This is a genomic window from Corynebacterium vitaeruminis (genome assembly GCF_001054325.1).
GTDB classification, from domain to species: Bacteria; Actinomycetota; Actinomycetes; order Mycobacteriales; family Mycobacteriaceae; genus Corynebacterium; species Corynebacterium vitaeruminis_A.
Map to the genome: position 1 here is coordinate 289,692 of NZ_JVVM01000022.1, position 26,232 is coordinate 315,923.

General features: G+C 58.0%; 25 protein-coding genes. 14 read left to right on the top strand and 11 right to left on the bottom strand.

Going from position 1 to position 26,232, the window contains the following annotated elements:
• Window positions 1-6: 6 nt before the first annotated feature.
• The 4 genes from ADA16_RS07155 to ADA16_RS07170 are packed head-to-tail and all read left to right on the top strand — an operon-like array spanning window position 7 to window position 4,659.
• Window positions 7-1,626, top strand: coding sequence for an Hsp70 family protein (locus tag ADA16_RS07155; protein WP_048760448.1), 1,620 nt, complete (start codon window positions 7-9; stop codon window positions 1,624-1,626).
• Window positions 1,626-2,219, top strand: a complete 594-nt coding sequence (locus ADA16_RS07160) for a hypothetical protein (protein WP_048760451.1) — start codon at window positions 1,626-1,628, stop codon at window positions 2,217-2,219. The genes ADA16_RS07155 and ADA16_RS07160 overlap by 1 nt, the downstream gene beginning before the upstream one ends.
• A complete protein-coding gene (locus tag ADA16_RS07165; protein ID WP_048760454.1) occupies window positions 2,216-3,811 on the top strand; it encodes a serine/threonine-protein kinase in 1,596 nt (531 codons plus the stop codon). Before ADA16_RS07160 ends, ADA16_RS07165 begins: the two co-directional genes overlap by 4 nt.
• The gene (locus tag ADA16_RS07170; protein WP_239659384.1) at window positions 3,784-4,659 is read left to right on the top strand and encodes a hypothetical protein; all 876 of its coding nucleotides are present in this window, start codon (window positions 3,784-3,786) and stop codon (window positions 4,657-4,659) included. The genes ADA16_RS07165 and ADA16_RS07170 overlap by 28 nt, the downstream gene beginning before the upstream one ends.
• Here the strand turns inward: ADA16_RS07170 and ADA16_RS11005 are convergent.
• On the bottom strand, window positions 4,656-4,850 hold the full coding sequence (locus ADA16_RS11005) for a DUF4236 domain-containing protein (RefSeq protein ID WP_016421461.1): 195 nt from the start codon (window positions 4,848-4,850) through the stop codon (window positions 4,656-4,658). The genes ADA16_RS07170 and ADA16_RS11005 overlap by 4 nt on opposite strands.
• 231 nt (window positions 4,851-5,081) lie before the next feature.
• Here ADA16_RS11005 and ADA16_RS07175 point away from each other — a divergent pair, with 231 nt between their 5' ends.
• The 3 genes from ADA16_RS07175 to ADA16_RS11230 all read left to right on the top strand — a co-directional run bounded on the left by ADA16_RS07175 (window position 5,082) and on the right by ADA16_RS11230 (window position 8,665).
• Window positions 5,082-5,540 (top strand): hypothetical protein, encoded by a 459-nt coding sequence (locus ADA16_RS07175; RefSeq protein WP_048760456.1) that lies wholly within the window; start codon window positions 5,082-5,084, stop codon window positions 5,538-5,540.
• A gap of 263 nt (window positions 5,541-5,803) precedes the next feature.
• Window positions 5,804-8,488: an ATP-dependent Clp protease ATP-binding subunit gene (locus ADA16_RS07180; protein WP_048760458.1), complete on the top strand. Its 2,685-nt coding sequence runs from the start codon at window positions 5,804-5,806 to the stop codon at window positions 8,486-8,488.
• Window positions 8,489-8,665: a hypothetical protein gene (locus tag ADA16_RS11230; protein WP_162837146.1), complete on the top strand. Its 177-nt coding sequence runs from the start codon at window positions 8,489-8,491 to the stop codon at window positions 8,663-8,665. It abuts the gene before it with no gap.
• Between the two features lie 60 nt (window positions 8,666-8,725).
• Here the strand turns inward: ADA16_RS11230 and ADA16_RS07185 are convergent, their stop codons facing one another.
• Together ADA16_RS07185 and ADA16_RS07190 are read right to left on the bottom strand one after the other, a co-directional pair.
• A complete protein-coding gene (locus tag ADA16_RS07185) occupies window positions 8,726-9,988 on the bottom strand; it encodes a lipase family protein (RefSeq protein WP_239659385.1) in 1,263 nt (420 codons plus the stop codon).
• Window positions 9,989-10,050: 62 nt separating this feature from the next.
• Window positions 10,051-10,983: an A/G-specific adenine glycosylase gene (locus ADA16_RS07190; protein WP_048760460.1), complete on the bottom strand. Its 933-nt coding sequence runs from the start codon at window positions 10,981-10,983 to the stop codon at window positions 10,051-10,053.
• A 29-nt stretch (window positions 10,984-11,012) separates the two neighbouring features.
• On the opposite strand from ADA16_RS07190, the gene ADA16_RS07195 reads away from it, so the two are divergent.
• Together ADA16_RS07195 and ADA16_RS07200 are read left to right on the top strand one after the other, a co-directional pair.
• Complete coding sequence (locus ADA16_RS07195) at window positions 11,013-11,645, top strand: carbonic anhydrase (protein WP_048760462.1); 633 nt, start codon at window positions 11,013-11,015, stop codon at window positions 11,643-11,645.
• A 4-nt stretch (window positions 11,646-11,649) separates the two neighbouring features.
• The gene (locus tag ADA16_RS07200; RefSeq protein ID WP_048760464.1) at window positions 11,650-12,360 is read left to right on the top strand and encodes a hypothetical protein; all 711 of its coding nucleotides are present in this window, start codon (window positions 11,650-11,652) and stop codon (window positions 12,358-12,360) included.
• Here the strand turns inward: ADA16_RS07200 and radA are convergent.
• The gene (radA, locus tag ADA16_RS07205) at window positions 12,357-13,916 is read right to left on the bottom strand and encodes a DNA repair protein RadA (protein ID WP_048760465.1); all 1,560 of its coding nucleotides are present in this window, start codon (window positions 13,914-13,916) and stop codon (window positions 12,357-12,359) included. The two genes, ADA16_RS07200 and radA, sit on opposite strands and share 4 nt — an antisense overlap.
• A 288-nt stretch (window positions 13,917-14,204) precedes the next feature.
• A complete protein-coding gene (locus tag ADA16_RS07210) occupies window positions 14,205-14,891 on the bottom strand; it encodes a hypothetical protein (protein WP_048760468.1) in 687 nt (228 codons plus the stop codon).
• Window positions 14,892-15,045: 154 nt separating this feature from the next.
• Here ADA16_RS07210 and ADA16_RS07215 point away from each other — a divergent pair, with 154 nt between their 5' ends.
• The 3 genes from ADA16_RS07215 (at window position 15,046) to rlmB (ending at window position 18,145) form a co-directional block, all read left to right on the top strand.
• Window positions 15,046-15,621 (top strand): CarD family transcriptional regulator, encoded by a 576-nt coding sequence (locus tag ADA16_RS07215; protein WP_048760470.1) that lies wholly within the window; start codon window positions 15,046-15,048, stop codon window positions 15,619-15,621.
• A 137-nt stretch (window positions 15,622-15,758) separates the two neighbouring features.
• Window positions 15,759-17,162: a cysteine--tRNA ligase gene (gene cysS, locus ADA16_RS07220; protein WP_048760561.1), complete on the top strand. Its 1,404-nt coding sequence runs from the start codon at window positions 15,759-15,761 to the stop codon at window positions 17,160-17,162.
• Window positions 17,163-17,200: 38 nt separating this feature from the next.
• A complete protein-coding gene (gene rlmB, locus ADA16_RS07225; RefSeq protein WP_048760471.1) occupies window positions 17,201-18,145 on the top strand; it encodes a 23S rRNA (guanosine(2251)-2'-O)-methyltransferase RlmB in 945 nt (314 codons plus the stop codon).
• Window positions 18,146-18,703: 558 nt separating this feature from the next.
• Here rlmB and ADA16_RS07230 read toward each other — a convergent pair.
• From ADA16_RS07230 to ADA16_RS07240, 3 genes are read right to left on the bottom strand one after another with little or no spacing between them, the layout of a single operon-like run.
• Window positions 18,704-19,567 carry a metal ABC transporter permease gene (locus tag ADA16_RS07230; RefSeq protein ID WP_048760473.1) on the bottom strand — a complete coding sequence of 288 codons (864 nt, stop codon included), beginning with the start codon at window positions 19,565-19,567 and terminating at the stop codon, window positions 18,704-18,706.
• Entirely contained in the window at window positions 19,567-20,247 is a 681-nt protein-coding gene (locus ADA16_RS07235) for a metal ABC transporter ATP-binding protein (RefSeq protein WP_048760474.1), read from the bottom strand. Before ADA16_RS07235 ends, ADA16_RS07230 begins: the two co-directional genes overlap by 1 nt.
• 2 nt (window positions 20,248-20,249) lie before the next feature.
• On the bottom strand, window positions 20,250-21,191 hold the full coding sequence (locus tag ADA16_RS07240) for a metal ABC transporter solute-binding protein, Zn/Mn family (RefSeq protein WP_048760476.1): 942 nt from the start codon (window positions 21,189-21,191) through the stop codon (window positions 20,250-20,252).
• 317 nt (window positions 21,192-21,508) lie between these two features.
• Between ADA16_RS07240 and ADA16_RS07245 the strand changes: the two genes are divergently transcribed.
• Together ADA16_RS07245 and ADA16_RS07250 are read left to right on the top strand one after the other, a co-directional pair.
• Window positions 21,509-22,717 (top strand): LacI family DNA-binding transcriptional regulator, encoded by a 1,209-nt coding sequence (locus tag ADA16_RS07245; protein WP_048760477.1) that lies wholly within the window; start codon window positions 21,509-21,511, stop codon window positions 22,715-22,717.
• 102 nt (window positions 22,718-22,819) lie between these two features.
• Window positions 22,820-23,443 carry a flavin reductase family protein gene (locus ADA16_RS07250; protein WP_048760478.1) on the top strand — a complete coding sequence of 208 codons (624 nt, stop codon included), beginning with the start codon at window positions 22,820-22,822 and terminating at the stop codon, window positions 23,441-23,443.
• Here the strand turns inward: ADA16_RS07250 and ADA16_RS07255 are convergent.
• The 3 genes from ADA16_RS07255 to thrE all read right to left on the bottom strand — a co-directional run bounded on the left by ADA16_RS07255 (window position 23,425) and on the right by thrE (window position 26,200).
• Window positions 23,425-23,901, bottom strand: a complete 477-nt coding sequence (locus tag ADA16_RS07255) for an META domain-containing protein (RefSeq protein WP_048760480.1) — start codon at window positions 23,899-23,901, stop codon at window positions 23,425-23,427. The two genes, ADA16_RS07250 and ADA16_RS07255, sit on opposite strands and share 19 nt — an antisense overlap.
• A 14-nt stretch (window positions 23,902-23,915) precedes the next feature.
• Complete coding sequence (locus ADA16_RS11185; protein WP_016421440.1) at window positions 23,916-24,293, bottom strand: hypothetical protein; 378 nt, start codon at window positions 24,291-24,293, stop codon at window positions 23,916-23,918.
• Between the two features lie 254 nt (window positions 24,294-24,547).
• The gene (thrE, locus tag ADA16_RS07265; RefSeq protein ID WP_048760482.1) at window positions 24,548-26,200 is read right to left on the bottom strand and encodes a threonine/serine exporter ThrE; all 1,653 of its coding nucleotides are present in this window, start codon (window positions 26,198-26,200) and stop codon (window positions 24,548-24,550) included.
• Between the last annotated feature and the right edge of the window lie 32 nt (window positions 26,201-26,232).

A 26,232-nucleotide genomic window follows, 5' to 3' on the forward strand; every position in this document is an offset into this window, starting at 1 on the left:
AAAATCATGGCTGAACGTATCTACGGCATCGATCTGGGCACATCCAATAGCGCAATTTCCTACGTGGACTCACTGGGTGTTCCTGTCATTCAAGAAAACCTCGACGGTGACCTGTCGACACCAAGTGTGGTGTGGTTTGAATCGCAGGCCAATACCGTTGTCGGAAAGCTAGCGCGTGAAGAGAAGCTCTTCAGCCCCAATGACGTTGTCGAGCTGGTGAAGCGGAGCATCGGCACCGATAAGAAATGGAATTTCAGCGGGAAGGCGTACACCCCGGAGGAGATTTCCTCATTGATTTTGCGCTCGTTGGTTCCAGACGAAGCAGCTGACGACGAAATTTCGGCAGTTATTACTGTGCCGGCATATTTTGGTGCGAAGGAGCGCGAGGCAACTCGCAACGCAGGGCAGATTGCTAATTTCAATGTGTTGGAGCTGGTAGCAGAACCGGTTGCTGCGGCCCTCTACTACGACTCCAAGCAGCCTCTAAAGGACAAGACCTTGCTGGTGTATGACCTCGGAGGCGGTACATTCGATGCCACGATTGTGCAGGGGATTGACAACACCTTCCGGGTTATTGCCACCGACGGTGATGCTCGACTGGGCGGTGCTGACTGGGATAAGGCGCTTGGTGAATTTATCCTGGATAAATTCATTGAGCAGACTGGTGACGAGGAGGCGGAAAACGATGAGACCTTCGTCGCTAAGTTGCATGAGCAGACGGTGAACTGTAAAGAGGCGCTGAGTAATGCGGAAAGCGCCACTGTGCGACTTGCCAGTGACTCCGGTTCCCGCGCCAAGATTGCCGTTACCCGCGAAGACTTGGAGCGTGTCACGGCGCCATTGCTCGAGCAGACGGAGATTCCTTTGACCCGTGTATTGGAGACGGCAAAGGAAAAGGAGCCGGGACTGACAATTGATGAGGTCATCCTGGTGGGTGGATCTTCGCGAATGACCGCCGTAACCAAACTGGTGGAGCGTCTGACGGGTAAGAAGCCACTGTTGGTTGAGCCTGATCTAGCCGTTGCTAAGGGTGCTGCCCTTGCTGCGATGATCAGCAAGCTCGGGGGAGTGGTTAATGCTGAGTCCAGCCCTGCTGTCCAACAGCAGTCAATTGCGCAGATTGCGGCTGAGACAGGGATTGACGCTGGGCAGCTAGCCGCGCTGTCGGAGAAGAAGGTGGCAAATGTATTGCCAAAGTCGATTGGCATTCGAGTTGTTGATCACCTGAACAACCCGTACATCGACTATCTGGTCAACCAGAATGACATGATTCCGCTGTCTGAGCCGGTGGTCCGGGAGTATTCGACCGTAGCTGATGGCCAAGAGGAAGTAGATTTGACGCTGTACCAGCAGGCCAGCGACGTTCCATCCGAAGATGTCGCTCTCAATGACATCATTAGTGGTTCGGAATCTATGCTGACAGGAATCCCACCGTTACCCAAGGGCCAGCCAATTCAGGTTAAGTTCTTTGTAGCGGCAGACGGCATGATTACCGTGGAAGGTACTCACGTTCCATCGGGTCGCTCAATCGAGTCACACGTACGAATTGGTGTGATGAATGAGGAAGAGATTTCGGCTGCTCGCACGACGATGATGAAGGTTTCTGTCAGCCAAGGAGATAACTGATGACCGACGATCGCACTCTAATCCCGGGCGTCGATGACATTGACAGCGGTGCAAATTCCGATACTGATGGTCGAAATCGGAAGATTCTGCTGTTCGTGCTCGCCATTCTGGTTGTCGTCATCCTGGCAATGGTGGTCTGGATCCTAAATTTCCGCTCTAACCAGCAGGATAACGCCGACGGGTTGTTTGAAACCACTGAAAGCACCGAAGTGGAAGTCTCGCCGTCCTACTATGTGGGCGATGATCAGGAACCAACCTCGACCACAATCGCACCGCCTGCCGACGATCGGTTCGTAGACCCAGAGGTCTTAGCTTCGACCGTTGATCCGACGTGCCCGACGCTGCAGAGTGCCTGGTCAAATCAGGGCTCCGATATGGACTGTGAAGCATATTACGAGGTAGTGCGGGCGCTCAGTAAACAGCGGCAAGAGCAAGGAACACTGCCAAAGCAGACGACAATCGAGATTGAGTATGACGGTCAGCCACTGACGATGGAATGCCAAGAAGTTTCGCCTAATTATGATTGCCGCTCTGAGTCTGGGATTCAGATTATGGTGGGTAATCTCGATGGGTCTGGGCAACGGAACCGATGACTGATCTTCCCCAGGTAGGCGATATTTTTGAGGGCTACGAGGTTGAAGCTCTCATCGGTGCCGGTAATATGGGGACGGTTTTTCGAGTACGGAATCCCAAGCTGGGCCGAAACGAAGCACTGAAAATCGTCCCACTGCCGGAAGAGGCCAGTGCCTCTAAGCGAATGGAGGCACTGTTCCAGAACGAGGTTTCTATCGCAGCCACTGTTCACGTTCCCAACGTTGTGACCGTGTTCGATGGCGGGCGAGCCGGGAACCTGCTCTGGTTCACCATGACTCTTATTAGCGGTAATTCGTTGGGCGCTGAGCTGGCCGAGTATCCTCCGCGCACTTTCGATAAGAGCGAGGTCATGTCGATTGGTGTGGAGATTGCTACCGCGCTAGATCGGCTAGCAAAGCACGAACCAGCGGTGATTCATGGTGATGTAAAACCATCAAACATCGTCGTAGAGCGGGATTCGTCGGGGCTTGTGTTAAGTGCGACGCTTGTGGATTTCGGTGTATCAACCGCCACTGAAATCGACAGTGTTGGCGTGACCAATCGTGTTGCCGGCTCATTGCCCTACATGGCGCCAGAGATCTTCACTAAGGGTTGCATTAGTGCAGCTAGTGACGAGTATGCGTTTGCGTGCACGATATTCGAGCTGTTGCAGGGATATAAGGCATTTCCAGCTACTGACGCGGCCAGTGCGCGGCAATTGCACTGCGGTAAGCGACCGGTTACCAACCTCGGTGCGGTAGTTGATTCGGTCTTCGCCAAGGCGTTGGCGGTTGACGCCGATGAACGCTACGAATCCTGCAATGCGTTTATTAGCGATCTCATTGCTGCGCTAAATGGTGGTGCCGTCGAGGTTCGCAATCCGAAGAACCGGAAGAAAGCGCTTGCAGCGTTCTCTGTAGTGGCATGTCTAGGCCTTATTGGTGGCGGCATTGTTGTTGCCGAACGTAGCGGCATTGGAGATGGCGGTCTCTTTAGTGCCAAGCACTTGGCACAGCCAGTAGCTATCGGGGGTTCTGCGGAACCAATGCGACTTCGCGCTCCCGATTTGGCGAAGGGGCCTCGGATTCCGGTGGGTGACCGATGGACCCTTACGTCGTTAAGCGACGTCCCCATCGGCGAGAAGAGCTGGCAGGGGATTCAGCGGATGGGAACATTCAACGGTGCTGCATATCACGCGACGCAGTTTGCTTCAGCAGATGAATTCTTGCTGCCATTTCGCCACGGCATTGATGAGAAGAAGCCGATTGCAGAGGCTGAAAATGACAAATGGCGTGGTGAAATTCTGGATGCCGTGAGCAAGAACCGGTCAGTGGCTGAACCAGCTGGCTCTGAAGTGGTGAAACTGCGAATGGAGCCCGATGGTCGCCGGCTGGATGTCCTACAAACGTCAGGTTCATTTCAAGCTGTGAACAGCGAAGGTTCCGAGGCAGCACGACCGATTAATTACTGCTTGGTTCAACCGGCGGAAAGTTCTGCGCCATCCAGTCCCGAAGTGCTTCGTCCGGTATTTGTCGTTTTGACTGAAGGCGATCCTTGTCCTGCTGCCTATGACACGGTGGCGGCGTGGGCAATGCAAACTACGACGAATTAAGCGATAACGCCGAGAATATTTGTTATATTTCGGATAACTATCATGAATGCCAGTCACTTCAGCCGTCGTTGGGCGATTCCCCCCAGGAGCGTTGGGTAGGGTTCCTGATTCGCGGTTGGTGGCTGGTGGTGCGAGAGAAAGGCCTGGTCAACGTGACATCGCTCCCGACACTTGTGGTTGATAATTTGTGTGGGGATGCGATTGTTGCCAATCCGAGTGAGGGATTGACCATCGGGCGTGACGCCGACCTCAAAGTGGGCGAAGATAATCGCTACATGCACCGCATAGCAATGTATGTGTATGCGGAATCCGGAATGTGGTTTTTGCTCAATAACTGCGAGCACGTGACTGCAATGGTGCACATTCCGGAGGTGTCGCGGTCATTCCGGCTGGCTCCGCAACAGCGTTTTGATTTGAGCTACCCGGAGTATTTCATCCGCTTTTCCGTTAAGGATGACCAGTACGAAATTCAGATTAAACAGGATATTGAGCACGCCGATGCAAAGGTCGTGCTGCCAACTGACGGGACTGAAACCATCTCGGTTGGGGAGCTGCCGGAGCGCCAGCGTGCTCTAATCGCCGCATACGCGGAGGATTATCTGCGCGGCCGAATCGACACCATTATGGTTTCATGCACCGATGCCGAGGCCGGCCGAAAGCTGGGAGGCAAGACCGCAAAGGCAGTCGAGCATTACCGCACCGCACTTTTTGAATCCGCTTTGAGCAAGGGGCTGGTCTCAAGCAAGGAGTGGCAACGGGTTAATCAAAAGAGCCGTCTGCAGCTGGTAGTTGTCGCTGCAATCGAAGCACGATTGGTCACTGCAGACGACTTGAAATTGCTGGCTTAACGACGGTACTTGCGATAAGTCAATCCCTTAATTGGCGTGTTCACAGTGGTGGTTCGGCCGCCACGGGCATTCTTCGTCCACCGAACGGGCCCCATGCGATAGGAATACCCGAGGCCAGAACGCGATAGCGTAACCCGGGAGTTGCGGGTGGGGCGGAAGGTCTTTCGGAAGCTGAATAGTTTGAAAGCCATTGATATGAGTCCATTCTCGGTGCGTCACAGACTGCCATGCGCTCTGGCCGTGCTGTTTTGGACAGCATCGCTATCTGACTGCATTGTGCCGGTGACATAAGCGGATAAATCGTGGTGCGTTTGATGGCACCACTGTCCAGATTTGGGCAGTCCAGCATGGTTTGGCTAGGGGAGAACTCCCCGGGGAGAACTCCCGTTTCTTTTGTGTCCGAGAGTTTTTAATCTGAGATCATGTTCACCAAGAAGATTTCCGCTGTAGCCGCCGCAATCACTGCCGCCGCTGCGCTTGCTATTGTCAATCCGTCCGTCGCCGATGCAGCTACGAACTACCCCAAGATCAACCGTGACTATGTCAGCTATTCCACAGACGGAGAAACCGTAGTCTGTGGTGGGTCGGTAAATCAGGACATGTTCCGCTGCCAGACCACAGCTAAGTGGGGTAACAAGAAGAACGCCCACAATCTGGTCACCTTTGATCTCGAGGATGCATCTGGAAGTTGGGAAGCCGGAATGAGCGGTGGAAATTGGGATGCCTCGCGCCCGCCATTCCGACTGAAGGAAGGGAAGAAGTACAGCTTCCACGGGATCGTGGTCCTGAATAAGAATGGCACCCTGTACTTCAGTTCTCCGTACCACGAGGTGCGCGGTGAAGTGACTCCGTATGAGTGGGAGATTATGGAGACTGACTGATATCCCGTGCGAGTACTCCGAGTACTCCTTCTTGTCTGGCGTACGGCTTAACGCGCAGGAGTAATTCATTCCCACATTCGTTTCCTCCCGGTGGCATTGCCACCGGGAGCTTTTGCTGCCGTACGAGCAGTGATACCTCTATTGACCAGCCTGTTCGCTACTGGCGTACGGCTATAGGGATTAATCTGCGTCGCGTCGCGTTTAAGCTAGGTGAAACAACCTTTATTGAATTACGGCAAAAATAGACACTTGAAAGGGCAGTGATGTTCGAGAGGTTTACGGACCGAGCACGTCGCGTTGTCGTCCTGGCACAGGATGAGGCACGCGAGCTCAATCACAATTACATCGGCACGGAGCACATCCTGCTCGGCCTGATTAGTGAAGGCGACGGTGTGGCTGCCAAGGCGCTGGAGTCCATGGGTATTTCCCTGGATGCTGTGCGTTCGGAGGTAGTCGACATTATTGGCCGTGGCTCCCAGCCGCCGAGCGGTCACGTGCCGTTTACCCCGCGTGCAAAGAAGGTGCTGGAATACTCTCTGCGCGAGGCCTTGCAGCTGGGCCACAAGTACATCGGTACTGAGCACCTACTGCTCGGCCTGATTCGCGAGGGCGAGGGCGTTGCCGCTCAGGTTCTGGTTAAGCTCGGCGCTGACTTGCCGCGCGTACGCCAGCAGGTTATTCAGCTGCTCAGCGGCTTCCAGGGTGATGAATCCGACGGTTCTCCGGAGCAGCGTCCGGTCGGTGCCACCTCCGGTGCTCGTGTGCAGGAGGGCAACCACCAGTCCGGTTCGCTGGTGCTCGATCAGTTTGGTCGGAACCTGACCGTGGCTGCGCGCGAGGGCAAGCTGGATCCAGTCATCGGCCGCGAGAAGGAAATCGAGCGCATTATGCAGGTTCTTTCTCGTCGCACCAAGAACAACCCTGTGCTGATCGGTGAGCCTGGTGTTGGTAAGACCGCCGTTGTGGAGGGGCTTGCACTGGACATTGTCAACGGCCGTGTGCCGGAGACGCTGAAGGATAAGCAGCTTTACTCTCTCGACCTGGGCTCGCTGGTTGCGGGTTCCCGTTACCGCGGTGACTTCGAGGAGCGTCTGAAGAAGGTGCTCAAGGAGATTAACCAGCGCGGTGACATCATCCTGTTTATTGACGAGATTCACACGCTGGTTGGTGCCGGTGCCGCCGAGGGCGCAATTGATGCAGCCTCGATTCTGAAGCCGAAGCTGGCTCGCGGTGAGCTGCAGACCATCGGTGCTACCACTTTGGATGAGTACCGTAAGCACATCGAGAAGGACGCTGCTCTTGAGCGCCGTTTCCAGCCGGTGAACGTGCCGGAGCCAAGTGTGGATCTCACTATCGAGATTCTGCGTGGTGTCCGCGATAAGTACGAGGCTCACCACCGCGTGTCCATCTCGGACAAGGCTCTGGTTGCTGCCGCTACGCTCTCCGACCGCTACATCAACGACCGTTTCCTGCCGGATAAGGCCGTTGACCTGATTGACGAGGCCGGTGCTCGTATGCGCATTAAGCGTATGACTGCCCCGGCTGACCTGCAGGAGATTGACTCCAAGATTGCTGATGTGCGTCGCCAGAAGGAGGCCGCCATCGACGAGCAGGACTTCGAGAAGGCAGCTGGTCTGCGCGACAAGGAGCGCAAGCTGGGCGAAGAACGCCGTGACCGCGAGAAGAAGTGGCGTGCGGGCGAGTCCGACACCATCGCTGAGATTGGTGAGGAGCAGATTGCGGAGGTCCTGGCTTCCTGGACTGGCATTCCGGTGTTCAAGCTCACCGAGGAAGAGTCCTCGCGTCTGCTGCGCATGGAGGATGAGCTGCACAAGCGCATTATCGGTCAGGAAGAGGCCGTCAGTGCTGTCTCCCGCGCTATTCGTCGTACCCGCGCTGGTCTGAAGGATCCGAAGCGCCCGTCCGGTTCGTTCATCTTCGCCGGTCCGTCCGGTGTTGGTAAGACCGAGCTGTCGAAGGCCCTGGCCGAGTTCCTCTTTGGCGAGGAAGACGCACTCATTCAGATTGATATGGGTGAGTTCCACGATCGCTTCACCGCATCGCGTCTCTTTGGTGCTCCTCCCGGATACGTTGGCTACGAGGAGGGTGGCCAGCTCACCGAGAAGGTGCGCCGCAAGCCGTTCTCCGTCGTGCTTTTCGACGAGATTGAGAAGGCCCACAAGGAGATTTACAACACCTTGCTGCAGGTCCTGGAAGACGGTCGTCTGACTGACTCGCAGGGGCGAGTGGTGGACTTCAAGAACACGGTCCTGATCTTCACGTCGAACCTGGGCACCAGCGACATTTCCAAGGCTGTTGGTATGGGCTTCTCGGGTGTCGGCGAGGCCGATGAAGATGGCAAGTACGAGCGGATGAAGGACAAGGTCCACGACGAGCTGAAGAAGCACTTCCGTCCGGAGTTCCTGAACCGTATTGACGAGATTGTGGTCTTCAAGCAGCTGAGCCAGGCCGAGATTGTCCAGATGGTCGACCTTATGCTGGCCCGCGTCAGCGACCAGCTCGGCGAGAAGCGCATCACTATGGAGATTTCCGACCGCGCCAAGAATCTGCTGGCCAAGCGCGGCTTCGATCCGGTGCTCGGTGCTCGTCCGCTGCGTCGTACCATCCAGCGTGAGATTGAGGATCAGCTTTCCGAGAAGATTCTCTACGGTGAGATTGGTCTCGGCGAGACGGTCTTCATCGATGTCGAGGGCTGGGATGGCGAGTCCAAGGATGTCGACAAGGCAAAGTTCACCTTCACCAACAAGGGCAAGGTCGGTAACGTTGATGCCGACGGCGGTGCTCTGGCTGAGTCCGAGGAAAACAAGGATGTTCTCGGGAGTGCTGAAGGCACCCTGAGTGTTGAATCCGACGACATCGAGGGTGCCGCAGACCAGGCCGCTGCTGAGGCAGAGCCCGAATCTGATAACTCCGAGGGAGAAAACTAAATGGGACTCAACTACCGCAAGAAGCAGAACCTGGACAAGAACACGTGGCTGAACTACTCCGGCTCTGGCGTTTCCGGTTCTAAGCGCATTGGTCCGGTGACCTTTAACAGCCGTGGCGGTTACACCGTCCGACTGGGTAAGGGGTTGACCTTCCGCGGTCGTTGGAAGAAGAAGTAGTTAGCTGCTGGTGGTTGGCGGTGAGCATTTCACCGTCAGCATTGCCAGTTCGTAAGTACGCTAGTAACCCATTTTCTGATTTACCCACGCAAGCATCTCGTCGTGGGTGAGCACATAGGCAAGGCCGTGTGTCCCATCACCGAGGTCAGTGTCGACCTCCACATAGGTGATGTCGGCGCCGGCCTTTTGCCATTTCTGCACAAGTTCGCGTGCCGACGTCACCGGTAACACATCATCCAATGCGTTATGTGTGACGAATACGGGCATACTGGGCGTCTTTGTCCCCAGGGCCTGTTCGTCCACGTGGCGGCGAACGACGGGGGAGAGCTCCGACGAGCGCAGATTCTCCGCTATCCCTAAATCATTGGCTGTAAATGCCTTGGTGTCATTGCGGGGCCAACGTTCGACAGTAGCGCCAATGCATTCATCGGCGGTGAGCTTCAGGAAGTCCTGCCCCAGCGGGCTGAGCATGCGCTCGATTGGTTCTTTGGTCTCTGGGTACTCAGCAATTAATCCGTTCATAAAGTATCCGACGAGCCCCGCCAGCGCCGAGCCGCGAATATGCAGTGCGGTGTCGGTGAGATCGGCGGGAATCGCGCCGGCGTAGACCGCGCGAATATTTAGCTCGGAGGAGTATTCCGCAGCTAGCTCCGCCGCTGCAGCGGTGGCGCTTCCGCCCTGTGAGTAGCCGAACAGCGCAATGGGAGTATCTGTAGGCAGTTGCAAAGTTTCAATAGCCGCTCTTGCCATATCGAGCGTGTTATTCCCGGCAATCTCACGGTTGAGATACGGATGTACTCCAGGCGTGCCGAGCCCCTGGTAATCCACAATGGCGACATTCCACCCCTGTGCTAGCAGCTGCGGTGCCGGGGGTGTCGGAGGTGCCTCGTAGCGCAGCGCAACCGAACTGGCACAGTTATCGGCCATCCCGAGAGTTCCCGGCGCAATCACCGCCAGGGGGCGTGGGGACTTCTCCGACCAGTGGGCATAGGGCTGCAAAATCGTACCGGACACCGCTGTCTGGCGGTGATCGCGTGCGCCTGTGGAGGAAAACACAACCCGCTGTGCGCGTGCGGGCGCATTGACCGGAAATGGCGTCTTCGTAATTACCTGTCCTGGAGGCAACCGCTTCACCGTAGAAGAGTCAGAGTCCGAGGAACCGAAGCCAGTCGCTCCTAGGCCATCCACCGCCGAGCAACCACCGAGCGTTCCCACGCTAGAGCCCAGAAGAGCAACTCCAAGCACCGCGCTCAGCGCAATTCTGCGCTTACGAGCCCCAAAGAGACAGCGCTGGCGCTGAAATCGATGGGACGAGGCATTCATGTTCCCAATTCTAGGCAAGGAACTTGTTCGAATCTGGTCATTACTGAAGCATTGCCTCCGGTTTAACTTGGCAACTGGAAGCGGCCATCAGGAGTTTGCTCCGCAAGGCCGTCGTCAAGCAGGGAAAACAGTGCGCGGGAACGCTGATGCGCATCATCCCAAACCGCATCGAGAGCGGCCTGTTCGACGGGGGAGTTGGCGGCGCGGAGCACGTCGAGAAGCAAGCCTCTGACTTGGCGGTCGGTGCCTTCGAACTTCTGCACACGCCGTTTAGCGGCGTCGATTTCGTGGTCTTCGGGTTCGGGGCGACCGGCGGCAACCCAGGCGCAACTGGTAGCGATGGGGCAGACCTCGCACTCGGGTGTCGTTCGACAGACAGTAGCGCCGAGTTCCATGAGTGCGACAGAGGTTTCGGCTGCGGTTGCGGGGTCGCGTGGCAGGAACTCTTCGACGAGCGCCATGTCGGCGCGTTTGGCGGTGCCGGGAAGGTACGTGCCCTGGCGGTGTCGCCGGAGCACGCGGCGCACGTTGATGTCCACCACCGGCGTGCGCGCGCCAAAAGCGAACGCCGCTACCGCCCGAGCGGTGTAGTCTCCTACCCCCGGAAGGGCTAACAGCGTGTCCACGTCGCTCGGTACCTCGCCGTCGTGCTTTTCGACGATTGTCTCTGCGCACTCACGCAGTCGGAGCGCACGTCGGGGATAGCCGAGTTTTCCCCACATACGCAGGACTTCATTCTTGGGCGCGATGGCCAAGGCGGCTGGGGTGGGCCATTTTTCCAGCCAGGCGTGCCACGAGGGGATGACGCGGGCGACAGGAGTCTGTTGACTCATCACTTCGCTGACGAGCACAGCCCATGGTGAAGTGCCTTCTTCGCGCCAGGGAAGTGGCCGCATATTGGCGCGATACCAATCACGTAAGGCGGCATCGACGTGTTCGTCGAAGTCGTCGGATTGGCTAATTGCAGAGGTCAATCTACATTCTCGCTTTCCCATAAACAGCGGAGTCGTTGCACAATATAACTATGAGCAATTCTGAGAGGACTCCTGAAAGTGTATGGCAATCGATGGTGCGCGGAAACCTCCGCTTCTGCGAGAGTAAGACTGCGCATCCCCGCCAGGACTTGGTTCGTCGTAAGCAGCTGACTCAGGGACAAAAGCCGAAGGCCGTTGTGCTGGCGTGCTCGGATTCCCGCGCTCCGGTGGAGATCATTTTCGATCAGGGGCTGGGCGATGTATTTGTGATCCGTACCGCCGGTGAGATCACGGACTTGTCGGTGCTGGCTTCGCTGGAGTTCGCAGTTGATGGTCTGGGAGTTTCGCTGGTGATTGTTCTCGGTCACGAGTCCTGCGGCGCTGTGGCTGCGGCGAAGAATGCGCTGGACGGTGGCGAACTGCCGGGTGGTTTCCAGCGTGTGTTGATTGAGAAGGTCACCCCGTCGCTGCTCGCCGCTCGCAAGGATGGCGAGACTGAAATCGACGAATTTGAGCGTCGTCACGTGCGCGAGATTGTTAATCACATTATTGATCGCTCGCCAGAGATTTCATCGCGGTTGGTGACCGGCGAGGTGGGCGTTGTCGGTATGCGCTACCGCTTGGAGGACGGACGCGCTGAGACTGTCGTTACCCATGGAGTCAGTGAGAACCCGCTAACCTAAATGTGTGACCAATAAGCTGCCTCCAGAAATCTACCGGCGTCGGCGTATCGCCGCGGCGGTATTGCTCGTTATCATCCTCGTTCTCCTGGGCTGGGGTATTTCCGCACTGGTAAACCGGGACAGCGAGGATTCTGAACCGGTGAATGTCACCAGGGATGACGGGAAAGAGGTGACTCCTCCGGAACAGCCCAAGGAACCTTACGCGCCTAAGTCTGACAAGGACTCGAAGAACGACAAGTCCGACAAGAACGCCAAGAAGGGTGACAAGGAAGGCGAAGACTCCGCGAAGGATGACGCTCAGGCGGCGCTTGCGAGCAAAAAGGACTGTAGCCTTGCAGATCTGCAGGTGACAGCCACCTCGGATCAGCCGAACTACGGCGATGAGCAGCCGACGCTGGCGATTACCGTCCACAATCCCACCGGTGGCGAATGCCGCGTGAACCTCGATGAGCAGCAGTTGCGCTTCGAGGTGTATGACCTGGCAACGTATGAGCGAGTCTGGTCGGATGTGGACTGCAACGACTCCGAAGGCCACGGCGAACTGGTATTGGCGCCGGGCGAGGAAGTCAACTATGCCGCCACCTGGTCGCGTCTGACCTCGGCGCCGAACAAGTGCTCTGAAGAAGACCGCGTCGCGGTGCCCTCCGGGGCATACATCTTCTACGGCGTGATTGGTGACAACAACTCTGACGCCTACACGTTCAACATCCGCTAGCGCTTAGCTCCCAACCCAAGTTCAATGGCCTCGGCAACGGTGCCTGCTTCCAGCAGCCGCATCCCTGCCGGGCCTTTTGCGCCTCTGGGCACAATTGCCGTGTCGAAGCCCATTCGATGAGCTTCCTTAAGGCGCCACTCCAAATCGGTCACTCGCCGCACTTCGCCGGCCAACCCCAGTTCGCCGAGTGCAATGGTTTTGTCCTGAAACGTCCGCTTGGTCATGGATGAGGCCAGTGCCAGCGCAATCGCTAGGTCCGCGGCAGGCTCCGACAGCGTCATTCCGCCGACGGTGGACACGTACATCTCCATGCGGGCCAACTGCTTGAAGTTACCGTGTTCAGTCAGCACGGCCGCGACCATCGGCACGCGCCTCGGGTCGAGACCAGAGACATTGCGTCGTGGATTATGTGCCTCAGTGTTGATTACCAGACCCTGCACCTCCGCCAGTAGCGGTCTGCGGCCATCCATGGCCACGGTAATTGCAGTTCCCGAGGTCGGCGTTCGGTGATGCAAAAACAGCCCTGAGGGATCCTCGACTTCCGCAATACCGCCCGCGGTCTGCTCGAAGCAGCCCACTTCATCGGTGCTGCCGAAACGGTTTTTCAGACCCCGCAAGAAGCGCAGCCCCGAGTGTCTATCGCCTTCGAAGTTGAGCACCACATCAACCAGGTGCTCCATAGTGCGTGGGCCGGCCACATTGCCGTCCTTGGTCACGTGCCCCACCAGGAAAATCGCAGTCCCGGTCTCCTTTGCCAGCGCTGCCAGGGCGGAGGTTACGGCGCGAGCCTGAGCAACGCCACCGCGAGCACCTTCGACGTCGGCACGCATCGTCTGCACGGAGTCCACAATGAGCAGACCGGGGGAGAGCTCCAGCGTCAGGTCGATGACATCTTCGATATTCGACACCGCCGACAGGTACAGCGAGTCCGACAGCGCGCCAGTGCGCTCGGCACGCAAGCGCACCTGTCCTACCGACTCCTCACCTGTGACGTAAAGCGTCGGCCCCAAATCGCCGTCCGCGCAGCGATAGGCCACTTCAAGCAGCAACGTCGACTTACCAACCCCCGGCTCGCCGGCCAAGAGCACCAACGAACCCGGTACAATACCCGAACCGAGCACTCGATCCAGCTCACCGATGCCCGTGCGCACCGCGTGCGCAGCCTTGGCGGAAATCCCGGTAATTGCGGTCAACTCGGAAGATGAAGTGGGGATTCGATCTGTTGCGGAGGTCTCGGCGAGGAAACGTTCCTCCGCCTCGTCGTCAAGCGCGCGCCGCGTCAGGCGCTGACTCTCCGCCGCGACGGAAGTGGAAGATGCTTTACGACGGCCACCCCGCGCGCCGGGCTCCGTTGCGGCAGCGCTACGGCGACGTTGCTTGGCTGCCCGGGCGGCGATTTTGTCCTCAAGAGTGGAACCGGACTTCCCGCTGCTGGAGCGGATAGTGACCTTCTCCAGCGTGCCCCACTCTTTGCAGTTGGGACATTGACCAACCCATTTCGACACCTGCCAACCGCATGCCGAGCATTCGTAGGCTTCGTCTTTGGTCTTGGCCACGGTGCAACCGCCTTTGCTTCAAACGAGGGGGCGACAGACCCGACAACTTTTGGTGCGGTATGTGCGGGAAATGTCGCTAAAAAATTGCCCCAGATACGCGAGAGCGGGCCAGGGCAGAGTCAATGACATGTGTCAAGGACTGACTGTACTGCCGTGGCCCGTATCAAGCGACCAATCGCCCCATGCCCGCTCGATGAAGCTCCTCGCGTAATTGCGGACAGGACTGCGCTGTACGAGCGCTAATAGTGCGCTGCGCACGAACAGCGCAGGGAACGCGCTGTACTGCGCTTACTTGGTTTCAATCATGCCGTCAGCACCGCGGTTCGGTGCGCCAGCTTCCAGAATGTCAGCGGAAACGGTGATGTCCAGGTCGTAGGTGTTGGTGTTGCCCTGCGGGTCAGTGAACTCGAAGGTGGCCTCGCGGTTCTGGCCTGCAGCGCTGCTGTTGGTACCAACCAGGGTGGCCGGATTCAGCTCGTTGGTGTAGTACGCGATGCAGCCGGCGTTGTCCTTAGCGGTCTTAGCCAGCGGGTCGATGACGGACTTCGGGCCGGCAACAATCTGGCACTCGCGCGGAAGGGCGTTCTCGCCCTTTGCGGACTTAGCGAAGGAAGGAGTCTCAGCGACCTTCTTCAGCTCAACCTCGCCGATGCCCTCGATAGTGATGGACTCCAGCTTGTAGACCGACTCGGTAGCGCGCTGCTGGTTGCTGGCGGAGAACTTCAGGCCAGCGGTGCCAGCCTCCGGGTCAACCAGGATGTGAGCGTCGCGAATATTGATGAAGCCGAGAGCCGAGTTGCTGTTCTCAGCACCCTTGCCGGCAGCATCTTCGCCAGCGTTCATCGCACCGTCGACAGCCGGGTGCTGATTTGCGGTCTGCGAAATCTGACCGGCGCCACAGGCAGCAAGTGCAACTGCAGATGCTGCGGAGACGGTGACGAGGGCGCTGCGGCGAAGTACGGACTTGAAGGCCATGACTAGATTTCCTCCAGTAGCTTGAGGATGGGCGATAGGATTTTCAGTATTTAAAGAACACCTTAGTGTCTTCCTAAGATGTTCTCATACTACCCGTAAAATCATGGGGGGACATGATAGGGTGGAAGGCCGTTGGAAAGGGCGTGTGCATTACATGGAATTCAGCATTGGCGATACCGTAGTTTATCCGCACCACGGAGCTGCGAAAATCGAAAACATCATTGAACGAGAGCTTAACGGTGAGACCGTTCAGTACCTCGTACTGCAGATTCTGCAGAGTGATTTGAATATCCAGGTGCCAGCCAAGAATGCCGAGCTGGTCGGTGTCCGCGATGTCGTCGGTGAAGAGGGGCTGCTGAAGGTCTTCTCCGTTTTGCGCGAGACCGACGTGGAAGAAGCTGGCAACTGGTCCCGTCGCTACAAAGCCAACCAGGAACGCCTGGGCTCTGGCGACATTAACAAGGTTGCTGAGGTTGTCCGTGACTTGTGGCGCCGCGATCAGGACCGCGGTCTTTCCGCCGGTGAAAAGCGTATGTTGAGCAAGGCTCGCCAGGTCCTCGTCGGTGAACTGGCGCTTGCCGACGGCGTTGATGAGGCCAAGGTTGAGGAAGTCTTTGCCCGCGTCGATGCCACTATCGAGCGTCACCGCGCGTTGGCCCAGGAAGGTGTCGCTGGTGAGAAGAAGGATGAAGCCGACGATAAGCCGGTGGATCTGGACGCAGGCGCATAAGTCGATTCCCTTCCCGGTTCCTCCCAGTAGCGATTTTCTGCACTTTTCCGGTTGACGGCTAGCGCACACACATTGTCCGTGTGCGCTAGCCGTTTCTCTTTTTCACCCGCATCTATTTCCCCGCTATGCTCGGGGCTGTGACTTTTCAAATCTTCGATACCGCAACCCGCCAACTGAAGGATTTTGAGCCTCTCCGCGAGGGGCATGCCTCCATTTACCTGTGCGGTGCGACTCCGCAGGCTCAGCCGCACATCGGGCACGTTCGCTCCGGCGTGGCCTTTGATATCTTGCGCCGTTGGCTGATTGCCAAGGGGTATGACGTCGCTTTCGTGCGCAACGTCACCGATATCGATGACAAGATTTTGAACAAGGCCACCGAACACGGTCGCCCCTGGTGGGAGTGGGTCTCCCGCTTTGAGCGCGAATTTACCTGGGCCTACAACCAGCTCGGTGTTCTCCCGCCAAGCGTGGAGCCACGCGCTACCGGGCATGTCACTCAGATGGTCGAGTACATGCAGCGCCTGATGGATAACGGCTTCGCCTACGCGGTCGATGGCAGCGTCTACTTCGATGTGGACGCCTGGTCGAAGGCTGAGGGTAGTGACTACGGCAGCCTTTCCGGCAACCGCGTTGACGAGATGGAGCAGGGCGAGACCAATACCCCGGGCAAGCGCGGCGCACACGACTTCGCACTGTGGAAGGCGGCCAAGCCAGGCGAGCCCTCTTGGCCGACACCGTGGGGCAAAGGCCGTCCGGGCTGGCACCTGGAGTGCTCTGCCATGGCGACCTACTACTTGGGTTCGGAGTTCGACATCCACTGCGGTGGTCTCGATCTGCAGTTCCCTCACCATGAAAACGAGATTGCGCAGTCGCACGCGGCTGGCGATGGCTTTGCCCGCTACTGGATGCACAATCACTGGGTCACCATGTCCGGTGAAAAGATGTCTAAGTCGCTCGGCAACGTTTTGTCTGTGCCGCACATTTTGACCATGGTTCGTCCGGTTGAGCTGCGTTACTACCTCGGCAGTGCCCACTACCGTTCCGTGCTGGAGTACTCCGAGGAGGCTCTGCAGGAAGCGGCGGCGGGATACCGTCGTATCGAGGCGTTTGTACACCGTGCCGTCGATAAGCTCGGAGATATCGAAATCGGTGAGTGGACACCGGAGTTCGAAGTTGCGCTCGACGACGATCTCTCTGTCCCGCGCGCCCTCGCGGAAATCCACAACGCCGTTCGTGGGGGCAACCAGGCGCTTGCCGACGGCGACGAGACCAAGGCCAAGGAGATTGCTGGCGCTGTCCGCGCTATGGCCGCAGTCCTTGGTTTCGATCCGCTGAATGAGCAGTGGGCAACCTCCGATTCCGGTTCTGATGCGGCAATGCATGCGCTCGGTGTGCTGGTTGAGCACCAGCTGGAAGAGCGTACGCGGGCTCGTGCGGAGAAGGACTGGGCTACGGCTGATGCTGTGCGCGACCGCCTGAAGGAAGCGGGAATCGAGGTAACCGATACCGCGGATGGTCCGGCGTGGTCTGTGGCTGACTAAAGCTGAAGAAATCTATTAACAACAGAAAGCAGGTAGCTATGGCAGGCAACGGTCGTCGTGGCGCAGTGCGCAAGGCAAGTAAGAAGAACGTCGGCGGCTCCGGTGGCCAGAAGCGGGGCCTGCGCGGCAAGGGGCCGACTCCGAAGGCAGAGGACCGCGTTTATCACGCAGCTCACAAACGAGCGAAAGAGAAGCGCCGCCGTGACTCCGGGCGCCATGAGCGCGAGGGGGATGGCTCCGAGCTGGTGGTCGGCCGTAACCCGGTCGTAGAGTGCTTGCATGCGAAGGTGCCTGCGGCAGCGTTAATTGTGGCACTGGGTACGGACAATGACGAGCGTCTGCAGGAGTCAGTGCGTATTGCTAACTCGCGTGGTATTCCGATTCGCGAGGTGCCCCGCCACGAGCTGGACACCATGACCGGCAACACCATGCACCAGGGCATCGGCCTGCAGATTCCGCCGTACAAGTACGTGGCAGTCGAAGACCTGATTGATTCTGTGGCCAAGACCGGCGAACCGGGTCTAATCGTCTGTCTGGATAACATCACGGACCCGCGCAACCTGGGGGCGGTGATTCGCTCGGTGGCTGCCTTCGGCGGTCATGGTGTGGTGATTCCGGAGCGCCGATCGGCTGCTATTACGGGTGTGGCCTGGCGTACCTCGGCTGGTACTGCGGCGCGTCTGCCAGTTGCGCGTGCGACCAACATGGTGCGCTCGCTCAAGCAGTTCCAGAAGGCTGGCTACCAGGTGGTCGGTCTGGATGCCGGTGGTGACCACACGCTGGACACTTACGACGGCACCACCCCGGTGGTTGTGGTCGTCGGCTCTGAGGGCAAGGGACTTTCGCGCCTGGTGCGCGATACCTGTGACACCATCATGTCCATTCCGATGACCGGCTGGGTTGAGTCGCTCAATGCTTCCGTTGCCGCAGGTGTGACTCTGAGTGAGTTTGCCCGCCAGCGCCGGGCAAAGAGCAGCGAGTAGCGCACTTGATGCCCCCGTGGACGTCATTATCGATTCGTTATAGTAACGGCGTTTACGTGGGGCATTTTGAGTTCTAGATTGTGGCCGGTACTTATGGCTACCCCCAGTAGTTCAATACTTTAGAAGTAATTCTATTCCCGGCGTGCGCTGCGGAAATACCCACATTAGTATCACTTTCAACAGAAAATTATCCGTCGTTTCCCGCGGGGAGGGCGGCAAATCATGCTCCTAGAAATGGGGGCGTAATTGGTCGTAGTTTAGGGATGCGCACGGACCTAGTGGTGGCTTGTATAGCTAGCTTTGGGTCACTGAGATGTCAGACCAAGACATCTTCAGCGTTAGTTTTTCTGTCTGCCGGGTCATCCCATTTCGGCAGCCTCGCAGTCTTAAAAGAGCTGGGGGTGTTGGAATCTTCTTTTGAGGATCCAGCAAAAATACGGGCAGTCCTTCGGTGGCGAGAGGGAAGACGGACGCGTCTTCACCATAATCGCCGCTCGAAGGGCTGCTCGGCGTTTTTATCATTGGCGTGTCTAATACTGCGCCGAAATTTACTTGTGGCTACTTACTCCACTTGGCCGCCTGGACGTCGTCACGCGTTGCCTTGCGCGACTGCACCGATCCGATGGCGTAGCAGATGAGGTAGATGACGAACGCGATTGTTGTCACTAGAACGCTGACCGGGATGCCCGGCGCGAGTGAGAGAACGATGCCGCCAACGGCCGCGATCTCGGCGAAGATGGTCGACAGGATGATGGCCTTCACAGGCGAGGCGGTGACGAATGCGGCCGCGGCGCCAGGGGTGATAATCAGGGCGATGACAAGCAGGGAGCCGACAATCTGCACGCCTTGGGCGGCGACGAGGCCGGTGAGAATTGCGAAGTAGATTGACAGCGTCTTGACATTGATGCCACAGGCGGCGGCCATGATGGGGTCGGCGGAGGCGAACAGTAGTGGTCGCCACTTCCAAGCGACCCCGCCGACGACGATGACGGCGACAATGGCCATGGTCCACAAAGAGGTGTCTGTCAGACCGATAATTTGTCCGGTGAGCAGTGAAAATGCCGTGCTTGTCCGGCCGGGGTAGAGGTGGATAAACAACACCGATAAGCCCATGCCGAAGCTCAAGACCACGCCCACGACCGCATCTTGGCGCCCTCGAAGCGACAGTGCCGCCAGGACTATTGCGATGAGCACCGATCCGATAATGGCACCGCTGCTGACACTGACGCCAAGCAGTAGAGCTGCGGATGCACCCATGAGTGCCAGTTCACTAGTGCCGTGGACGGTGAAGCTCATCTGTCGCATGACAATCAGCGGCGAGATGATCCCGGAAATCAGCCCAAGCAGAGCCGCCGCAATGAGGGCATTGTGGACGAACCCGACTTGAAGTAGGGCAGCGGTGTCGGAGAAATACTGAGCCATTAGGCGATAACCAACTTTCCCTCGACGCGGGCAACCACAATTTTGGTCTGATAAAGCTCGGAGAGCGTTTCTGAGGTGATTATTTCCTCGACCGACCCGACTGCGTGTCCGTGTGGGGTCAGGTAGAGCACGCGGTCACAGACTCCCAGAATGGGATTGATGTCGTGGGTGACAAAGGCGACTGCCGTGTCATTTTCCCGGCGGTGGCGGTCTAAGCGCTCGACCGTGGTCCGCTGTGCCGCAGGGTCGAGGGAGAGCAAGGGCTCGTCGCAAAGCAAAAAATCTGGTGCCGACACGAGCGCCTGCGCCTGACGGACAAGCTGCTGCTGCCCACCAGAGAGCGTGCCGACGCGACGGTCTGCAATGCCCGTTGCGCCGACGAATTCGAGCATTTCGTCGGTGTCGGAGCGGTTTTTGCCGGCGGCTAGCTCGACGAGATCTCGCACTCGGATAGGCAGCGAGGGCTCAAACATCCGCTGCTGTGGAATGTAGCCCAGGTTCCCTTCGACTTTTACTGAACCGTGCGTCAGGCGGCGCATGCCCAGGGCGGTGGTCAGCAGCGTGGATTTGCCGACGCCGTTGGGACCCAGAATGGCCAAGAATTCACCGGGTTCGACATCCAAATTGAGACCGGACCACAGTGGTTCGACGGCTGCGTCAGTAAAAGTCAGTGAGGGCAAAGTTATGCGGACTCCATTTCGGACAGGGTTTGCTTGTAGAGGTCAAAGAAGGACTGGTCGGCGCTCGGCGACTCAAAAACATTGATGATTTTAATGCCCTTTGCCTTGGCTGCCTCGACAAGTCGCTGCGAGACCTGGTCGTGGGTCTGCGGTGCGTCGATGAGGTAGTCCAGCTCGCCGGACTCAATCAGCTTGAGCATTTCATTGACATCGCTTGCCGACGGCTCGGACTCATTCAGTGTGGACTGGCGGTAGCCCTTCGGGGTGATGTCCTTAACCTTCGTGTCCTTCAGGATGTCATCGGCCAGCGGGTGAACCTGAGCGACCTTAGCGGCCTGGATTTTGCTCTTGGCCTCTTCGATGTTCTTGAGCTGCTCGTCGACGGTCTTAGTGTCGGCCTTGGCACCCATCTTGTTCAAAGCTTCGGCGAGCTGCTCTGCAGTTTCTTCAACCGCATCGGTGTCGTACCAGACGTGCTCGTTGGCCTCGCCATCGTGGTGGTGCTCGTGGTCACCATGCTCGTCCTGGCCTTCGTGGTCATGGCCGTGATCGTGGTCGTGACCCTCTTCCTGCGGCAGCGCAGAGATGATGACTTTGTCCTCGGCGTCACGCAGGGAGGCGGTCAACCATGCGTCGTAATGCCCGCCGCCTGCGACGAGAATGTCGGCCTGCTCTACCTTCGCCATGTCCGCTGCGGCTGGCTCGTAGGAGTGCGGATCGATGTCGTTGGACGCGATGATTGGGTCGATAGAGACCTTCTCGTCGTCGGTGACAGCGTCGGCGATGTCTGCCCAGACCTTGGTGGAGGTGACCACCTTAATGGTGCCTTCGGACTCGCCCGCGGGCGTCGCGCTGTCGTCATTGCTGGAGCATGCGCCGAGGCCTGCGATGAGGCCGGCGCTGGCGACTAGTGCCGCGATGCGCGTGGAAAAGCGTGCCTTCATATATGTATCCAATCCTGTTGCGAGCTAAATTGCGGTGCCTATTCAGTTTCTGAGCATCAACCGCTATTGAAAATAGTTGTCTTTTAGTTCAAGGAACATAGTAGGGAATGCGGCGCCCCAGCAACAAGGCGGACGGCTGCTGGAGTGGCGGAAATGACAGTCGCACACATTCGTTGGGTAAAATTGCCTGCGATTAGATGCGTGTGGTGCTCGTTGTAGTTCTTTTCCATAAGACTGGAGTTTTCTACCTGAGATATCCGAGCGAAGATATTCGAGCGGGCAACCATTGTTGAGCTTTTAAGAAGGGGCGGTATTCCGTGCAGAGTCGGCGTCGTCGTGGCACCTTGGCTTCCATTGCGGCAGAGCTTGGAGTCTCACGCACGACTGTATCCAACGCTTACAACCGTCCTGACCAGCTCTCGGAGAAGTTGCGGGAGCACATCCTGGAAACTGCGGAGCGGCTGGGCTATCCGGGGCCGGACCCAATGGCCCGCGGTCTGCGCATGCGCCGTGTCGGCGCCATCGGGGTCCTGTTTACCGAACACCTCCCGTTCGCATTCGATGACCCCGCGTCCGTGGATTTTCTTGCTGGCCTTGCGGAGGAGCTCGGCGAAATGGGCGACTCCATGCTGGTCATTCCAGCCTCTTCCGAGGAAGGCGGGGAGGTGGATCTCAGTCTGATTCGGCAGGCGGTTGTCGACGGCTTCGTGGTCTACTCCGTCGCTGACAACGATCCGTTCCTCGCCGCAGTTCGCGCTCGCGGCTTGCCGACGGTCGTGTGCGACCAGCCTGCGGATGTGGCAGCTCTGCCGTTTGTGGGCATCGACGACCGTGAGGCCATTAAGCCGGCAGTGCGACATCTGACTGAGCTGGGGCATCGCAAGGTCGGAATTCTGTCGGTGCGTTTGTCGCGTACCCCGAATTCGGGATATGTCACAGAGAAACGGCTAACAGGAGCGCATCACCAGGTGCAGAAGAACCGTGTTGAAGGTGCGCTGGAAGCGCTTGCCGAGGTCGGTATTCAACAGTCGGATGTGCCCATCATCGAGCGTCATCTCAATGACCGCGAGAACAACCGCGATGCTGCTCGCCAGCTGTTAACCGAGAACCCTGATCTGACAGCAGTAGTCTGTACTACCGATACTCAGGCAATTGCGGTGTTGGAATATGCCAAGGAGAACGGAATTCGTGTTCCGGAGGACTTGTCCATTACCGGCTTTGACGGAATTGAGCGTGCGCTCTTCCATAAACTGACCACTATCATTCAGCCAAATAGGCAGAAGGGTATTGCAGTCGGCCGCGCGCTGGCTGAGGAACTTGAGGCAGCGCACGAGGAAAGCGGTCTCGCGCCTGCGTCTGCTGCGCCCAGCACTGGCGACGAAGGTGACAGCGTTGCCCCCGGTGAAAAGGGCACCGATGAAATGGGCGCCAACTCTTCCGATCAGCAGGCGCCTCGAGTTCTGCTGGCGACTGAGCTCGTTGTTGGATCCACAACCGCGGCGCCGTCGGTACCGTCGGCCGGGTAGCAGACTGGCTAGGTAGAAACACCGTGGTGCTTTCGGAGGTTCTTGGGGTGTTAAACCCCACCTCGTCTTTACTGTGTTCGGATTCAGATTAAGGTCTATTACATGACAGATTCAACAAATTCGAGCACCGAACGATCAGCTGCGGCTCTCAATAGCCCGGATGCCACCGGCGACGACCATGTCGAACTTGGCGGTCCCGTCGAATTAGATGAAATGTCCATCCGCGGCGCGATGAGCGAGTTCACCACTGGCGTGACCATTATCGCCACCGAGGACGAAGGCGAAAGGTACGGCTTTGCCTGTCAGTCCTTCTCTTCGTTGAGCCTCACTCCGCCGATGGTTCTGTTTACTGTCATGAAGACCTCGCGGTCTTGGCCGCATGTACAAAAGGCTGGCAGGTTTTCAGTCAACGTGTTGGCCGAGGATCAGGAGGATATCTCAGCAGCCTTCGGCCGCCGTAATGGCGAAAAGTTCCAGATGGGGAAATGGACCCGGTCTGAGCTGGGCAATCCGCTGCTGTACGGCTGCTCTGTGTGGATTGATTGCACCGTTGTCGATGTCTACGAGGGCGGCGATCACTGGATCGTAACTGCGGATATTGTGTCTATCGGCAAGCGTGAAGAAATCAATCCGCTCATTTATCACCGCGGTTCTTATGCGCGAGTTTCTCACCCCGGCACTGATGCGCCTGTCGGGCAGAAGTGGCGTCAGCGCCCCTCGGTGTAACCCGAGGTTGTCGCAGTCCAGCCGCGGCGGTCTTCGCCAGGCTTGGCGTCTTTAATCTCTCGCATACGCAGACCATTGCTGTCCTGCGTGTAGACGAATTCGCCCGCAACAATCTTATGGAAGCGCTCCGAATAGGTCTGCGCCTGGGCTGAGCAGTCCAAACTGCGAGTCTGCTCCGGAGTACCGAATTCGACCGCTTCGCCCTTCCACTGCAGCGAGCCTGAGCCGTTGCCACAGGAATCAGCGAAGGTATATGTCGTCTGCCCCAGCGTAATAGTCGGCGCCTGAGCTCCGTCCGGCACACCGTGGGGCAGGTTTGGGTCATCAAAAATCGCGGTTATCTGCCATTGCTTGCCGACGATCTCCGCTGCTGGCTTTGCCTGACACGCGGTAGCCGTCATGGACACTGCAGCAACAACAGTTACTGCGGCAACCGCCTTTTTCCCGCTCCGACCCATGCTGCGTGACCCCGTTAGTTAGCTGCCTTCTTGGTGGTCTTCTTAGCAGCCTTCTTCGTCGTCTTCTTGGCGGCCTTCTTAGCAGCCTTCTTCGCCGTCTTACGAGTGGTCTTCTTTGCTGCCTTCTTGGTCGACTTCTTCGCAGTCTTCTTAGTGGACTTGCGTGTGCGCTTTGCGGTCTTCGGAGCGTTTTCCTTCTCGTACTCCTCGTGAACCTTCTTGAAGCTCAGGCCTTCCTTCTCCACTCCGAGCATGCACATCAGAGTGACGGCATCGTAGAAGTCCTCGGCGAAGGTAGCCACAATTCGCCGTGCGCCAGCAGCGGTCTTTTCTTCGACCTTGTGAAGAGCCTCGTTCTGAGCAGTGCGAGTGTCTGTGACCTTCGGTGGCACGAATCCTCCTGGCAAGCATGGCCTTAATTGCGCCCGATACACCTACTTTTGCCAGCCATCTCGCCACATGCTCCCGCCACTGAGCTCAACCGAGTTCAGTGGAGAAGGGATGGGATTGTGATGACGCAGTTTCAGCTTGAAGCGCTACGTACAATTCAAAATATTTATTCTACCACGTTGTTGATAGGTCGCGCGGTGCGGACAATGCTTCTGTGGAAGTGGTTAGTCCACGCAGCGGATGCCCCGCGGAATGACTAGTCCAGGCGCGGGTTCATGCCGCCCTTGAAACGGTAATTGCGTGGACGGCGAGGCTTGTTTCGCGGATTCACAGGTCGGATTCGGCGCATACCGGCCCGGATTGGGCGGGTTAGGCCGCTGTCTTCGCGCAGTGCGCGAGGGCGACGGAGCCTGCGCGCCATCCATTCACCGAGCACGATGCCCGCAGCCAGCGCCGTCGCAATGCCAAGCGCTGAGGCCAGTGCCGTAAAACCTTTAGTTGGATGGTCGTGCAGCAGTGCGTGCATACCGCGGTAGATTGTCATACCCGGAAGCAGTGGGGTTACGCCTGCCACTGCCGTAATTAGCGGCGGGATGGACCAACGTCGTGCCAGCAGGCCACCGATGAGACCAATTAGAGTCGCCGCCGCGCCTGCGCTGGTCACCGGATGAACTCCCAGCGGAGTCAACACGTAGTAGTAGGTCATTGACCCCAGCAGAGCGACCGTTCCGGACACTGCCAACGCGGTGAATCCAGCATTCGAGGCCAACGCAAATGCGATTGAGGCGGTAGTTCCCGCTATCACCCGCACTGTCGCCTGGGCCAGGTTGAGGTCGGAGCCCGCGATGACGTCGGGAAGCGGAATGCCGAGCATTCCAGAAAACTCGATGCCCATCGCGATGCCAGCGACGATGCCGCCGGTCAACAGCATGGTGTCGAAGAAGCGCGCTGAGCCAGTCACTGGCGCGCCGGTGATGCCGTCTTGCAGTGCTTGCACGAGGGTTAGGCCGGCGAGCATCACGATGATTCCCGAGGCAATTAGCCTGGATGGCTGCATTTCAAAGGGAAGGTATGCCTGTGCCGCATTGAGTACAGCAGCGGAGAGTGTGGCGATGAGACCGCCGACTGTGTTTTGGAAGAATGTGGGCAACTCGCGGGCGGCAAGCTCGCCAATCACAATGACAATGGCCAGTGTGACGGCAGCCGCGATGAGGGCGACCTCGAAACCAGAGCCGAGTAGCACTGTCACAGATGAGGCCAGCAACGCCCAGCCAGCGTAGATGACGCGGAGACGGTACTTGGCGGGCTCGCGCTCCACCTTGTCGATGGCCTCAATGGCCTTCTCCAAACTCAGGTGGCCTGCGCGGATTCGGCGGATGACACGATCGGTGTGGCGTAAGCGCTCGAAGTCGGGCACTGGTGAGGTGACAACGCGCATGGCCGTGATAGGGGTACGGCGTGCGCCGATGAGATGGTAGACCGTCACGGAGGTCAACGTGATGTCAACCTGGATCTGGGTGAGGCCATAGGCCGAGGTCACGGCCTTAATCTGCAGCTCGGTGTCGCGGTTACCCGAGCCGCATGCCAGCAGTAGCCCACCGATGCGAGCGGCAAGGTCGAGCACAGCAGTGACCTGACTGGGGTCGGAATAGTCAATCGGCGCCAACGGCAGTGGGGTGGCGGTCGAATGTACTAAGTCGACAGTTGCTGTTGGGCCGGAAATAAAATCAATCACGCGCTGTTTGAACGTGGGCTGATCTTCGATTGCCGGAAACTGGGTTTGCGGGGTGTCGTCGTAGGCGACAGTGGGGTCAGCGCCGTAAGTGACAGTGGCTTCGGCATCGTAGGCATCATCCTTCGCAGCGGAGTTTTCTTCGGCGTTGGATTTGTTGCCACCATCGAATGGCATGTCGACACTTCCTTTCCCCGATACTGCCTGGG